Annotated in this window: 14 protein-coding genes; 6 read left to right on the top strand and 8 right to left on the bottom strand. The window is 69.2% G+C overall.

The annotated features are described in order from the left end of the window. The first annotated feature begins 37 nt into the window (after nt 1-37). From purL to V5F59_RS12140, 4 genes are all read left to right on the top strand, one after another. The gene (gene purL, locus V5F59_RS12155) at nt 38-2245 is read left to right on the top strand and encodes a phosphoribosylformylglycinamidine synthase subunit PurL (protein WP_393978586.1); all 2208 of its coding nucleotides are present in this window, start codon (nt 38-40) and stop codon (nt 2243-2245) included. A gap of 40 nt (nt 2246-2285) precedes the next feature. Next, entirely contained in the window at nt 2286-2525 is a 240-nt protein-coding gene (locus tag V5F59_RS12150; protein ID WP_393977697.1) for a BolA family protein, read from the top strand. A gap of 296 nt (nt 2526-2821) precedes the next feature. After that, nucleotides 2822-3160 (top strand): Grx4 family monothiol glutaredoxin, encoded by a 339-nt coding sequence (grxD, locus tag V5F59_RS12145; protein WP_393977695.1) that lies wholly within the window; start codon nt 2822-2824, stop codon nt 3158-3160. A gap of 19 nt (nt 3161-3179) precedes the next feature. Then, a complete protein-coding gene (locus tag V5F59_RS12140; protein ID WP_393977693.1) occupies nt 3180-3506 on the top strand; it encodes a hypothetical protein in 327 nt (108 codons plus the stop codon). Nucleotides 3507-3696: 190 nt separating this feature from the next. Here the strand turns inward: V5F59_RS12140 and purB are convergent, their stop codons facing one another. The 4 genes from purB to V5F59_RS12120 form a co-directional block, all read right to left on the bottom strand. Beyond that, the gene (gene purB / locus V5F59_RS12135) at nt 3697-5004 is read right to left on the bottom strand and encodes an adenylosuccinate lyase (RefSeq protein WP_393977692.1); all 1308 of its coding nucleotides are present in this window, start codon (nt 5002-5004) and stop codon (nt 3697-3699) included. 96 nt (nt 5005-5100) lie between these two features. Next, nucleotides 5101-6048, bottom strand: coding sequence for a phosphatidylglycerol lysyltransferase domain-containing protein (locus tag V5F59_RS12130; RefSeq protein WP_393977691.1), 948 nt, complete (start codon nt 6046-6048; stop codon nt 5101-5103). 228 nt (nt 6049-6276) lie between these two features. Further along, complete coding sequence (locus V5F59_RS12125) at nt 6277-7572, bottom strand: DNA polymerase IV (RefSeq protein ID WP_393977689.1); 1296 nt, start codon at nt 7570-7572, stop codon at nt 6277-6279. A gap of 24 nt (nt 7573-7596) precedes the next feature. Further along, nucleotides 7597-7923, bottom strand: a complete 327-nt coding sequence (locus tag V5F59_RS12120; protein WP_393977687.1) for a DUF3572 domain-containing protein — start codon at nt 7921-7923, stop codon at nt 7597-7599. A gap of 242 nt (nt 7924-8165) precedes the next feature. Between V5F59_RS12120 and V5F59_RS12115 the strand changes: the two genes are divergently transcribed. Beyond that, nucleotides 8166-8534, top strand: coding sequence for a response regulator (locus V5F59_RS12115; protein ID WP_393977685.1), 369 nt, complete (start codon nt 8166-8168; stop codon nt 8532-8534). A gap of 428 nt (nt 8535-8962) precedes the next feature. Next, on the top strand, nt 8963-9190 hold the full coding sequence (locus tag V5F59_RS12110) for a hypothetical protein (RefSeq protein ID WP_393977683.1): 228 nt from the start codon (nt 8963-8965) through the stop codon (nt 9188-9190). A gap of 281 nt (nt 9191-9471) precedes the next feature. On the opposite strand, the gene rpmG is transcribed toward V5F59_RS12110, so the two are convergent. The 4 genes from rpmG to V5F59_RS12090 form a co-directional block, all read right to left on the bottom strand. Next, nucleotides 9472-9639 (bottom strand): 50S ribosomal protein L33, encoded by a 168-nt coding sequence (gene rpmG, locus V5F59_RS12105; RefSeq protein ID WP_203192095.1) that lies wholly within the window; start codon nt 9637-9639, stop codon nt 9472-9474. 149 nt (nt 9640-9788) lie between these two features. Then, entirely contained in the window at nt 9789-10964 is a 1176-nt protein-coding gene (locus tag V5F59_RS12100) for an MFS transporter (RefSeq protein WP_393977681.1), read from the bottom strand. A 9-nt stretch (nt 10965-10973) separates the two neighbouring features. Further along, the gene (locus V5F59_RS12095) at nt 10974-11723 is read right to left on the bottom strand and encodes an NUDIX hydrolase (RefSeq protein WP_393977679.1); all 750 of its coding nucleotides are present in this window, start codon (nt 11721-11723) and stop codon (nt 10974-10976) included. Between the two features lie 20 nt (nt 11724-11743). Further along, the gene (locus V5F59_RS12090; RefSeq protein ID WP_393978584.1) at nt 11744-12145 is read right to left on the bottom strand and encodes a DUF983 domain-containing protein; all 402 of its coding nucleotides are present in this window, start codon (nt 12143-12145) and stop codon (nt 11744-11746) included. Nucleotides 12146-12278: the final 133 nt, after the last annotated feature.

Genomic DNA, 12278 nt, shown 5'->3' with positions numbered 1-12278 from the left:
GCCGCGGCCTCAATTCGGATCGACGCCCGTGACCTCAATTCCCAACACGCCCCGCATCACTCCGGAGCTCGTGGCCGAGCACGGCCTGAAGCCGGAGGAGTATGATCACTTCGTGAAGCTGATCGGCCGCGAGCCGACCATCACGGAGCTCGGCATCGTCTCCGCCATGTGGAACGAGCACTGCTCCTACAAGTCGTCCAAGGTCTGGCTGCGCACCCTGCCCACCACCGGCAAGCGCGTGATCCAGGGGCCGGGCGAGAATGCGGGCGTGGTGGACATCGGCGACGGCCAGGCCGTGGTCTTCAAGATGGAGAGCCACAACCACCCCTCCTTCATCGAGCCCTACCAGGGCGCGGCGACGGGCGTGGGCGGCATTCTGCGCGACGTGTTCACCATGGGCGCGCGGCCCATCGCGGCGCTGAACGCCCTGCGCTTCGGCGACTGCCACAACCTCAAGACCCGCCGCCTGCTGGCCGGCGTGGTGGCCGGCATCGGCGGCTACGGCAACTCCTTCGGCGTGCCCACGGTGGGCGGCTCGGTGGGCTTCCACAAGCGCTACAACGGCAACATCCTCGTCAACGCCATGGCGGTGGGCCTCGCCAAGACCGACGAGATCTTCTATGCGGCGGCCACCGGCGTCGGCCGCGCCATCGTCTATCTCGGCTCCAAGACCGGCCGCGACGGCATTCACGGCGCCACCATGGCCTCGGCCGAGTTCGGCGCCGATGCCGAGGAGAAGCGCCCCACCGTGCAGGTGGGCGACCCCTTCGCCGAGAAGCTGCTGCTGGAGGCCTGCCTCGAGATCATGCAGGCGGGCTGCGTGGTGGCCATCCAGGACATGGGCGCCGCCGGCCTCACCTGCTCGGCCGTGGAGATGGGCGCCAAGGGCGACCTCGGCGTGGAGCTCGACCTCGACGCGGTGCCCTGCCGCGAGACCGGCATGACCGCCTACGAGATGATGCTGTCCGAAAGCCAGGAGCGCATGCTCATGGTGATCGCCGACGGCAAGGAGGCGGAGGCGGAGGCCATCTTCCAGAAATGGGGCCTCGACTTCGCCATCGTCGGCCACACCACCGATACCCTGCGCTTCGTGGTGAAGCACAAGGGGCTGGTGGAAGCGGACCTGCCCATCAAGGAACTGGGCGACGAGGCCCCCGAATACCGCCGGCCCTATGAGGAGCCGGTGGCGCGCCCGAAGATCGAGCCGTCCGACGTGCGCACCGCAGCCTCCGTGTCGGATGCGCTGGAACGGCTGATCGCCTCTCCGGATCTGTGCTCCAAGCGCTGGGTGTGGGAGCAGTACGACCACCTGATCCTCGGCAACACCGTGCAGCGCCCCGGCGGCGATGCCGCGGTGGTGCGCGTGGAGGACGGGCCGAAGGCCCTCGCCATGACCACCGACGTGACGCCGCGCTATTGCGAGGCCGGCCCGTTCGAGGGCGGCAAGCAGGCGGTGGCGGAAGCCTGGCGCAACCTCACGGCCGTGGGGGCGCTGCCCATCGCCGTGACCGACAATCTGAACTTCGGCAATCCCGAGAAGCCGGAGATCATGGGCCAGTTCGTCGCCTGCGTGAAAGGCATCGGCGCGGCCTGCGAGGCGCTGGACTTCCCGGTCGTGTCGGGCAACGTCAGCCTCTACAACGAGACCAACGGCAAGGGCATCCTGCCCACCCCGACCATCGGCGGCGTCGGCCTCATCGAAAATCTCGATGACACCATGACGTTGAGCTTCAAGGCCGCGGGCGAGCCCATCCTGCTCATCGGCAAGACCGAGGGCTGGCTCGGCGCTTCGGCCTTCCTCGCCACCGTGTGCGAGCGGGAGGAGGGCGCCCCCCCGCCGGTGGACCTCATCGCCGAGAAGCGCAACGGCGACTTCGTGCGCGGCCTCATCCGCGAAGGTTCGGCCACAGCGGTGCACGACATCTCGGACGGCGGCCTGCTCGTGGCGCTGGCGGAGATGGCCATGGCCGGCCGCGTGGGTGCTTCGCTGGAGGATCCGCCCGCCGGCATGGATCCGTATGCGTGGTGGTTCGGCGAGGACCAGGCGCGGTATATCGTGACCGTCCCCTCGGGCCATAGCGCCGATGTGATCCACAAGGCGGAGATGGCCGGCGTGCCGGTGATGAAGATCGGCAAGACCGGCGGCGATCGCTTGATCGTCCCCGACGACCGCCCGATAGTTGTCGAATCGCTGCGCGACAGGCACGAGACGTGGCTGCCCATCTACATGGGCGCCTCTTCCTGACCGGCGCTGCCGTTCGAGGATCGGCCCCGAGGACTGCCCCATGCCCATGAATGCACAGGATATCGAGCGGCTCATCAAGACGGCGCTGCCCGACGCCACCGTCGTGATCGAGGACCTGGCGGGCGACGGCGACCACTATGCCGCGCGCATCGTCTCCGAGGCGTTTCGCGGCAAGAGCCGCGTGCAGCAGCACCAGATGGTCTATGCGGCCCTGCAGGGCAACATGGGCGGCGTGCTGCACGCCCTCGCTTTGCAGACTTCGGCGCCAGACAAGGCCTGAGGCCGGCAAGGGGCCCGAGCAGGGGGCCCGAGGCGACAGGGCGCGGCCTTAGGGCGCGATCCGATCCGGCGGAGACGCCTCCGGCTTCTGCCGGATTGGCCAACGGTCGTATAAGCCATTGAGCCAGACGGGGTTTGCGGCTCCTGCCAGGGCGGCCCGGGTGGCCCGATGAGAGCTGACCCGGCTACAGGCCTCGCATCCTCTTGTTGCCGCTCGATCTTGCGCTTTGCGCTGCGAAGGCCGATCTTTCACCGAGAGGGCCACCTTTTTCCGGCCCGCCAGCTTGGATTTGACCCATGGGCATTCGCGAAGAAATCGATGCAATCGTTAAGTCGGGCGACGTGGTCCTCTTCATGAAGGGCACGCCGCAGTTCCCGCAGTGTGGCTTTTCCGGCCAGGTGGTGCAGATCCTCGATCACGTGGGCATCCCCTTCAAGGGCGTCAACGTGCTCGAGAACGACATGGTCCGCCAGGGCATCAAGGAATACGCCAACTGGCCGACCATTCCCCAGCTCTACGTGAAGGGCGAGTTCGTCGGCGGCTGCGACATCGTGCGTGAGATGTTCCAGTCCGGCGAGCTCATCCCGCTCATGGAAGAGAAGGGCATCGCCCTGCGCGACCGCTCCATCGCCTGAGCGCAGAGCGGATCGGCACATGAACCAAGGCGCGCCTGAAGCCCAGCCTCAGGCGTTGCCGTCCGGACCGTCTTTGGCCGGCAAGCTTTTCCTCACCCTCGGCCTGCTGGTGAATGCGGGATTGGCCGCGCTGCTCATCGGCATTTCCGGCTTCGTCTTCGGTGGGCCGGAGGGGGCACGGGGCGAGTTTTATGCGGTGCTGGAGTGGAGCATCACCCTCGGCATCTGCGTGGTCGGGCCCGTCCTGGGCCTGTTCCTCTGGCGGCGCGGGCTGCGGGGCCTGGCGCTCGCAATGACGTGGCTGCCGCCACTCGCCTTCTTCATCGGCGTCGTCGCCGTCTTCTGAATTCCCCCCTCTCCTGAAAGCTCAGTCCAGCCACCGGTTTCGGCTTGGCCGACCGATATCGCGCGCGGTCGGCGACTCGGCGCTGGCAGAGGCGCCTTGCCCCGATCGTTCCGGGGCAGGGTGGCAGGGGAGCCCGGCGTGGCCGGGACCCGAGGGGATTTGCCCCGGCAGTGCCGGGGCAAAGTGGAGCTCACGCTCGGCCGAACACCCGCTTGAAGATGTTGTCCACATTCTTGAAGTGGTAGCCGAGGTCGAACTTTTCGTTGATGTCCTCTTCCGAGAGGTATTTGCGCACGTCCGCATCGTTCAGCAGGAAGGTGCGGAAGTCGCCTTCGCCGCGCCAGACCCTCATGGCGTTGCGCTGCACGAGGCGGTAGCTGTCCTCGCGGCTCGCGCCCTTCTGGGTGAGGGCGAGGAGGACGCGCTGGGAGTGGATGAGACCCCCCAGCTTGTCCATGTTCTTCTGCATGTTCTCGGTGTGGACCACCAGCTTGTCCATCACGCCGGTGAGGCGCGAGAGGGCGAAGTCCAGCGTCACCGTGGCATCGGGGCCGATCATGCGTTCCACGGAGGAGTGGGAGATGTCCCGCTCGTGCCAGAGCGCCACGTTCTCCAGCGCCGGGGTCACATAGGCGCGCACCATGCGGGCGAGGCCCGTGAGGTTCTCGGTGAGCACAGGGTTGCGCTTGTGCGGCATGGCCGAGGAGCCCTTCTGCTCGGGCGAGAAATACTCCTCCGCCTCCAGCACCTCGGTGCGCTGGAGATGCCGCACCTCGGTGGCGAGCCGCTCCACCGAGGAAGCCACCACGCCGAGCACGGCGAAGAACATGGCGTGCCGGTCGCGCGGGATCACCTGGGTGGAGACCGTCTCCACCTTGAGGCCGAGCTTCTCGGCCACGTGCGCCTCAACCGCCGGGTCGATATGGGCGAAGGTGCCCACCGCGCCGGAGATGGCGCAGGTGGCGATCTCCTCCCGCGCGGCGACGAGGCGGGCGCGGGCGCGCTGGAACTCGGCCGCGGCGATGGCGAGCTTCACGCCGAAGGTGGTGGGCTCCGCATGGATGCCGTGGGAGCGGCCGACGGTCGGCGTCAGCTTGAACTCGAACGCCCGGCGCTCCAGCACGGCGAGCAGCTTGTCCACATCGGCGATGAGCAGGTCGGCGGAGCGCTTCAGCTGCACGGCGAGGCAGGTGTCCAGCACGTCGGACGAGGTCATGCCCTGGTGGACGAAGCGCGCCTCCGGCCCCACGAACTCGGCGAGGTGGGTGAGGAAGGCGATGACGTCGTGCTTCACCTCGCGCTCGATCTCGTCGATGCGCTCCACGTTGAACTCGGCCTTGCCGCCCAGCTCCCAGATCTTGGACGCGGCCTCCTTCGGCACGATGCCGAGCTCGGCCATGGCGTCAGCCGCGTGGGCCTCGATCTCGAACCAGATGCGGAAGCGGGCCTCGGGGGACCAGATGGAGGCCATTTCCGGCCGGCTGTAACGCGGGATCATGTGCGGTCGCTCGTGAAATCTCAGGGCAGGCGAGCGGATTAGCAGAAAGGCGCGCCGCCGGGTAGCCGCCCCGCGCATCGGCCGCCTGCGCCCGGCTCACGCCGGTGTTCGCCTCAGGCGCCGGGCGACCGGCCTCAGGAGCATGGGCAGGAGGTAGATGGGGAATTGGGCCGCGCCCACATAAAGCCACGTCTCGGGCGGCAGGACCGCCCCGGTGGCGGCGATCATCACCGACATGTTGCGGTGGCCCGATGCGAAGCCCAGCGTCAGCGCGTCGCCCGGGTCGATGGTGCGGAACACCAGCATGGTGGCGCCGATGCCCACCACCGAGAGGGCGCAGGCGAGCGCCACGAGGCGGGCCATGAACAGGGGCTGGTCGATGAAGGCGAAGGTGACGCCGTCGAGCAGGCCGAAGGCCATGCCTCCCAGCAGCAGCACGTTCACCCCGTCGAGGTGGGTGCTCCAGCGGGCGATCCGCGCGGGGCCGGCGGCCCGGCGCAGCACCGTTCCGGCGAGCGCCGTGCCCCCCACCACCGCAGCCAGCCGCAGGCCGAGGGCGAGCGGATCGAGGGCGAGGGCGCCGTGGGAAAAGTGCGCGATGAGCGCGGGCGCCGTAAATGGCACCGCAGCCATGGCGCCCACCATCACCGCCAGCACCAGGCGGGCGTCGAGGCCCAGCAGCAGCGCGAAGGCGGGCGCGCTCATCACCGGCGGGGCGCAGGCCTGCATCAGCACCGCCAGCGTCAGCGCGCCGGGCTCGCCCAGCTGCGCGGTGACGAGCCCGAGCACCCCCGGCAAGGCAAGGATGATCCACGCCACTGCCGCGACGGCGACGGCGGCACGGCCTCCGCCGAAGGCGCTGCGGATGTCGGTGCGCACGAACGACAGGATGAGCAGCGCGAGGATGAGCGGCACCATGGCCTGCTTGGCCAGCGGTCCGAGGGGCGGGATGGCCAGGGCGAGCACCATGCTCAGCGCCACCGCGCGGGCGCTCCTGCGTCCGAGCCAGGCGAGGGCATCGGAGAAGACGGTGATGAGGGGCATGGAGGCTTCTGAGGCGCCCTAGCTTGAGCCGGAGACGATCGGACCGAATTGCGCCGGCGGGCGAATCCGCTCCCGGACTCTAGAGCCGGATCCGATCGGATTGAATCGCCCTGTGCCGCATTTCCTCTCACCCGAAGACGGACGATGCCGCGTTCCGTCCCCGCGCAGGCGGGTGGCCGGCCATGCCGGCCGTGGCAGGGACAAGGCCGGCCAGGGGAGTTGGAAGGCTCAGCGCCGCCTGTTGCGCCGGTCGGTGGTCGCATCCATCAGGATGCCGCGGGAGACCGCCCCGCGGCCGAACTTGGCGCGCAACTCGTCCATGGCGCCCTCGGCGGCCTTCAGCCGCGCGGTGGTGGTGTCCACCAGGTCAGCCGGGTCCGCCTCGGTGATGGGGCAGAGGTCGGAGACGCCGACGCCGATGAGGCGGAAGGGGGTGCCGTCCGCCTCCTTCACCAGCAGGTCGCGGGCGGCGGCGTTGATGCGGCCGGCGAGGCAGGTGGGCGCCTCCAGCGTGCGGGAGCGGGTGCGCAGGCGGAAATCGGCGGTCTTCAGCTTCAGCGTCACCGCGCGGCCGGCGATGCCGGCATGCTTCAGCCGCTCGCTCACCTCCTCGGAGAGGGCATAGAGCGTCTGCTCCAGCGGGCGCAGGGCGCCCATGTCCTTCTCGAAGGTGGTTTCGGCGGAGACGCTCTTGGCCTCGCGCTCGGGCTCCACCTTGCGGCTGTCGAGGCCGAAGGCGAGGCGGGAGAGGCGCAGGCCCTCGGCGCCATAGCGGCGGGCGAGGTCGGCGGGGGGCGCCTTCTGCAGGTCGGCGATGCGGTGGAAGCCGTCCTTCGCCAGCTTCGCCCCGAAGGCCGCGCCCACGCCCCAGATGAAGGTGACGGGCCGCGGCGCCAGGAAGTCCGCGGCCTCCGCCTGCCCCAGCACGGAGAAACCGCGGGGCTTGTCGAGGTCGGAGGCGATCTTGGCGAGGAACTTGTTGGCCGCGAGCCCCACCGAGACGGTGATGCCCACCTGCCGCTCTACGTCGCGGGCGAAGCGCGCAAGGGTCTGCGCCGGGCTCGCGCCGTGCAGCGCCTCGGTGCCGGACAGGTCGAGGAAGGCCTCGTCGATGGAGAGGGGCTCCACCAGCGGGGTCAGCGCCTGCATGCGGGCGCGCACCTCGCGGCCCACCTTGCGGTACTTCTCCATGTTGGGCTTCACCACCACCGCCTCGGGGCACAGGGCCAGCGCCTTGAACATGGGCATGGCCGAGCGCACGCCCTTGATGCGGGCGATGTAGCAGGCGGTGGACACCACCCCCCGCTTGCCGCCGCCGATGATCACCGGCACATCCGCAAGGCTGGGGTCGTCGCGCTTCTCCACCGCGGCGAAGAAGGCGTCGCAATCCACATGGGCGACGGAAAGGGTGTGGATCTCCGGATGCCGCAGCACGCGCGGGCTGCCGCAGGCGGGGCAGCGCCCGCCGTGGGGCGCCTCGCTCAGGCAGTCCCGGCAGAAGCCGGGCGCGGGCTCGGCCGCCATGCTCACGGCTCCGCCTGCTGTCGCTCACATGGGCCGGCGCACCGTGGCATCGGGGTCCACCGGCGGGGAGAGGATCTCGTGGGCGCCGGCCACATGGCGGGGGTCGAGCCCCTTCTCGGCGGCGAAGGCGACGAGCATCTGCTCGTCGGAGAGGATGAAGGCGAGCACGCCGGCGCCGAAATCGCGCCGCCCCGCCGCATCGCGCAGGGTGGCGGGGGAGAGCCCGGTCTCGGCGAGGAATCGCACGAGGCGCTCGCCGTCGGCGGCGATGAAGGCGAGGGCAGAGACCGCCACCTCCTGCGCCGCGTCGCGCTGGGCCTTGAGGCCTCTCGGTTTGTCCTGGATAGGCATTTGCGCTTCCGCAAGGAATGGGGTCTAGAGCCGGATCCCCTCGCATCAAGCCGCCGGGGGCGATTTGATGCGAGGGGGGAATCCGACTCTATTCAAAAATGAGAGGGCGATTCACCCATTTGGTGAAACAGTTTCCGGTTCATCCGATGGGACCGCGCTCGTGCTGTGCGTCCATTCCAGCACGTTATCGGTGGGCTGCGAAGCGGGGCGGCGGTATGGTGCCGGTCCCAGGGGGAGACGCGATGGCCAAGACGGTGATGATCGTGGAGGACAATGAGCTGAACATGAAGCTCTTCCACGATTTGCTCGAAGCCCACGGCTACCGCACGGTGGAGACACGATCCGGTGTGGAGGCCGTGGAGCTCGCCCGCGCCCACCGGCCGGACCTGATCATCATGGACATCCAGCTGCCGGAGATCTCCGGCCTCGACGTGACGCGCAAGCTGAAGGCCGACCCGGAGCTGCGGGTGATTCCCGTGGTGGCAGTGACCGCCTTCGCCATGAAGGGCGACGAGGAGCGCATCCGCGCCGGCGGTTGCGAGGCCTATCTTTCCAAGCCCATCTCGGTGGCGAAGTTCCTCCAGACGGTGAAGCAGTTCGCGGGCGGCTAGAACCCGCGCCGCGCGCGGATCGGATGCCGCCTTCCCGCTCTTGAAGTTGGAGGGGGAGGGGAGCGCAGGGCCGGGGGCCGGCGGGGGTGCCACCGAATCAGCCGCTTTTCCTTTTGTCCCGTTGTGCTACTCTTCAAGCCTTGCAGATGTGAAGTGGAGGGGGCGCGACCGTGGAACGGCCGCGCCATCGGTGCTGCCAAGGGCAGGCATGGGTGTCTTCCGCTTCCGAACAACCCTACGGAGTGCTCAGGTCCGCCGCATCTCCTGGGTCCGTGGGGTTTGGCCGGTGGGTGAGCGTTGCGGGAGGCCTCCCCGCTTCCTCCCCGCCGGCCATCCTGCCCCCTGCTCGGCGAAACCATTTGCCCGAAGCCACTTGCCCGAACCGTCTGCCCGGCGGAACAATCCCCAGCATCGTCCGTCCACGCCTCATGAGCCTCGTCCATAACGAGCAGACCAAGCTCACCGCCAATGCGCTGGATCGCGCCTCCACGGCCTGCCTGACCGTCGGCGTCCTGGGGCCGAGCGCCGCCGCCCTGTATGGCCTCGGCGCAAGCGCGGCTGCGGGCGGGTGGATCGCCTTCGGCGCCCTGCTTTGGCTCGCGGCGGCGGGCCTGCTACACTATATGGCGAGGAGAACCCTCAGGAGCCTACGATGACCGGGCTTTGGATCTTCGCTTATGTGGTGCTTCCCATCGTCGTGGTCGCGATGGGGTACGCCGCCATGCGACTCAACGAGCACGAGACGCACCGCCTGCATCCCGGCGAGTGACGGCCGGCCCCGATGCAACGGGGCTCGCCCCCTGGCCCGGAAACCCAGGCGAACGGACAGGGACGGCTCTTAGGCCAGATCCCGCCCAAAAGAAAAGGGCGCCATACGGCGCCCTGGTCAGTCACGATGCATGACAGTGAGCCCGCGGCGCGAACGCGCCGGCGCGACTCACTTGATCTTGGTCTCGCGGAACTCGACGTGCTTGCGCGCCACCGGGTCGTACTTCTTCAGCACCAGCTTGTCGGTCTTGGTGCGGGAATTCTTCTTGGTGACGTAGAACACGCCCGTGTCCGCCGAGGACAGGAGCTTGATCTTGATGGTTGCAGCCTTGGCCATGTCTTGATCCCTGGGTGCCGCGTGCGGCGCGCGACCGTCTGGTTTGCGAAAACCGTGAGGTTGCGAAAAGAAGAACGGACGCGCAGCCGATACCGGCGGCTCGTGGGCGCGGAAACTCTCTTAATGCGCCCGGAATGTCAAGGGCGGGGTCATGTTTCCCGCCGGCCCCGCATGGCCAGCCGCACCGCGACGATGGCCGCGTAGAAGGTCAGAATGGTGGAGATCACGAAGGCGAACCCGTAAGGGTTGTAAACGTCCATGCCGAAGCCGGCCAGCGGCGGGCCGGCGATGAGGCCCACCGAATAGAGCATCACGAACGCCGCGTTCGCCGCCGCGAGGTCCGCCCCGTGGAAGCGCTCGCCCAGATGGGCGAGGCCCACCGTGTAGAGCGAGCCCACCACGCCCGTGGCGAGGAAGATCATGCCCAGGAACCAGGGGCTGGACACCGGCACGAACGGCAAGGCGAAGGCGCCGAGCGCGCCGGCGCAGGAGCAGGCGAACAGCAGCACCCGCCGGTCGATCTTGTCGCTCATGAGCCCGAGCGGGATCTGGAAGGCCACGTTGCCCAGCACTGCCGCGGTCAGCAGCAGGGAGGCGCTGGTCTCGGTGAGGCCGAGGCGCAGGCCGTAGAGGGGCAGGAAGGTCATCACCGCCGTCTCGATGGCGCCGAACACCAGCGCCGCCAGCACCGCCGAGGGCGAGCGGCGCACGAAGGTGAGCACCCCGTGGTGGTCGTCGTCATGGATGCGCGGAGTGATTCCCCGGGCGAGCAGGATGGGGATGGCCCCCAGCAGCAGCACGGCCGAGCCGGCCAGGTACGGCGCCCAGCCGGAGGCGCCGAGCAGGCTCAGGATGGCCGGGCCCAGCGCTGCCCCCAGCGAGAGGGCGGTGGCATAGATGCCCATGATGAGCCCGCGCCGGTTGGGTGGGGCGAGGGCGTTGATCCAGAATTCCGAGACCGCGAACAGGATGCACAGGGCCGCGCCGAAGGCGAAGCGCAACGGGAACCACATGGGGAAGGAGGGGGCCGCCTTGAACCCCACGAGGCTGGCCGCGGCGAGGATGATGGCACCCACCAGCAGCGCCCGCAGGCCCAGCTTGCGCACCAGCAGCGGCACGAACGGCGCCGTGAAGATGGTGGCGATGCCCGCCACGGCGGTGTTGATGCCGATCCACTTGCCGGAGATGCCGCGCACCTCCAGTTCCAGGGCCAGCAGCGGGATGGAAAGGCTGATGCCGACGCCCACCACGGTGATGGCGGAAATGGCGGCGGTGATGGAGGCCGTGCGGCTCATGTGGCCGAGAGGCCCGTTGGGTGCGTGCATCAGGTCCGGTCAGTCGAGAAGCGTGCGGACGAAGCGCCCGTGGTGCATGGAATAGAAGGGCACCGGCAGGCGGGTGCCGAAGCCGGCGTCGAGGCGGCCCGCGAGTTCCTCCAGAACCACGCGGGTGACGGTGGGGAGGTCCTGCTTCTGGGTTTCCTCGAAGGTGAGCCAGGCCAGCTCGATCAGCTCCGAATCCTCGCCCACCAGGCCCTTCACCTCGTCGCAGACGGCACCGGCATCGGCGGCGAAGAAGCGGGTGTCGAAGCGCTTGGGGCGGCGCGGCGGGGTGATGGCGCGGGCCACGTAGGTGAGGGCCGCCAGATCCGGGAACACGCCCCGGTCCTGGAAGACCTTCCAGTGCTCGCTGGGCGCCTGCGGCGCGCCGAGCTCCTTGGTGCCCACCAGCAGCCCGGTTTCCTCGTACATCTCGCGGATGGCGGCGGCGGCGAGGCCGCGGCAGCGCGAGAGGGTGGGGCGCTGCACCCGGGCCATGAGGCGCCGCTCGCTGTCGGCGTCGAGCACGCCGTAGACGGGCATGCTCCGGTCGGTCTTCTCCAGCCGGCCGCCGGGGAAGACGAAGACGCCGGGCAGGAACTTGAGCTTGGGATGGCGCCGGCCCATCAGCACGCGGGGCTTCTTGCCCTTGCGGTCGATGAGGACCAGCGTCGCGGCGTCGGCGGGGCGCACGTTCGGCCAGTCCTGGCGGCGCTCCGCATTGGTGAGGCGGGTCGCGAAATCGGAAGCGGAAGATTGGCTCATGTGTCAGTGGCTCATGGCGGTCAGCGCACCGGCCTGACGGCCCGGACGACGGGCCGGACGTCGGCGGGCGGCGCCTCCCGCTCCTCGCTGTCGGGATCGAACCCGTGCATGCGCAGGGCCCATTGGAGATTGATCAGCATGCCCTTCAGCGGCGGCAGCAGCACCACGCTGAGAATCAGCGTCAGCGGCAGCCAGAGCGCCGCATGCACCCACAGGTCCGGGCGGAACAGCTCCTCCACCAGCACCATCAGCGGCACCACGATATGGCCGACCACGAAGATGACCGCATAGGGCGGGGCATCGTCGGCCCGGTGGTGGTAGAGCTCCTCTCCGCAGGTGGGGCAGTAGGGGGAGACCTTGAGGTAGCTGGAGAACAGCGCGCCGGCGCCGCAGGCGGGGCACAGGCAGCGGGCGCCGCGCATCAGCGCGGCCGGCACCGGGCGGGCCGGGGCCGGGGTGGTGGCGGTCTCGTCGCCCGTGTCCGCGCCCTCGGCAACGGCGGGGGCGGGCGAGCCCAGCTGGTGTGTCACCGTCATGGTGGTCGGTGTGGTCACG

Source organism: Xanthobacter nonsaccharivorans, from assembly GCF_043194755.2.
GTDB classification, from domain to species: domain Bacteria; phylum Pseudomonadota; class Alphaproteobacteria; order Rhizobiales; family Xanthobacteraceae; genus Xanthobacter; species Xanthobacter autotrophicus_G.
Note: the sequence above shows the minus strand (reverse complement) of the source record. Positions and strands in the feature narration are given on the sequence as shown.

Bases quoted from the DNA above. Each gene is read 5' to 3' on its own strand.
- V5F59_RS12120 (WP_393977687.1), bottom strand. From the start codon at position 7,923: ATGCCTATCCAGGACAAACCGAGAGGCCTCAAGGCCCAGCGCGACGCG.
- grxD (WP_393977695.1), top strand. From the start codon at position 2,822: ATGGGCATTCGCGAAGAAATCGATGCAATCGTTAAGTCGGGCGACGTG.
- V5F59_RS12125 (WP_393977689.1), bottom strand. From the start codon at position 7,572: ATGGCGGCCGAGCCCGCGCCCGGCTTCTGCCGGGACTGCCTGAGCGAG.
- purB (WP_393977692.1), bottom strand. From the start codon at position 5,004: ATGATCCCGCGTTACAGCCGGCCGGAAATGGCCTCCATCTGGTCCCCC.
- V5F59_RS12090 (WP_393978584.1), bottom strand. From the start codon at position 12,145: ATGCGCGGCGCCCGCTGCCTGTGCCCCGCCTGCGGCGCCGGCGCGCTG.
- V5F59_RS12115 (WP_393977685.1), top strand. From the start codon at position 8,166: ATGGCCAAGACGGTGATGATCGTGGAGGACAATGAGCTGAACATGAAG.
- V5F59_RS12095 (WP_393977679.1), bottom strand. From the start codon at position 11,723: ATGAGCCAATCTTCCGCTTCCGATTTCGCGACCCGCCTCACCAATGCG.
- V5F59_RS12140 (WP_393977693.1), top strand. From the start codon at position 3,180: ATGAACCAAGGCGCGCCTGAAGCCCAGCCTCAGGCGTTGCCGTCCGGA.
- V5F59_RS12100 (WP_393977681.1), bottom strand. From the start codon at position 10,964: ATGCACGCACCCAACGGGCCTCTCGGCCACATGAGCCGCACGGCCTCC.
- rpmG (WP_203192095.1), bottom strand. From the start codon at position 9,639: ATGGCCAAGGCTGCAACCATCAAGATCAAGCTCCTGTCCTCGGCGGAC.
- V5F59_RS12150 (WP_393977697.1), top strand. From the start codon at position 2,286: ATGCCCATGAATGCACAGGATATCGAGCGGCTCATCAAGACGGCGCTG.
- V5F59_RS12130 (WP_393977691.1), bottom strand. From the start codon at position 6,048: ATGCCCCTCATCACCGTCTTCTCCGATGCCCTCGCCTGGCTCGGACGC.
- V5F59_RS12110 (WP_393977683.1), top strand. From the start codon at position 8,963: ATGAGCCTCGTCCATAACGAGCAGACCAAGCTCACCGCCAATGCGCTG.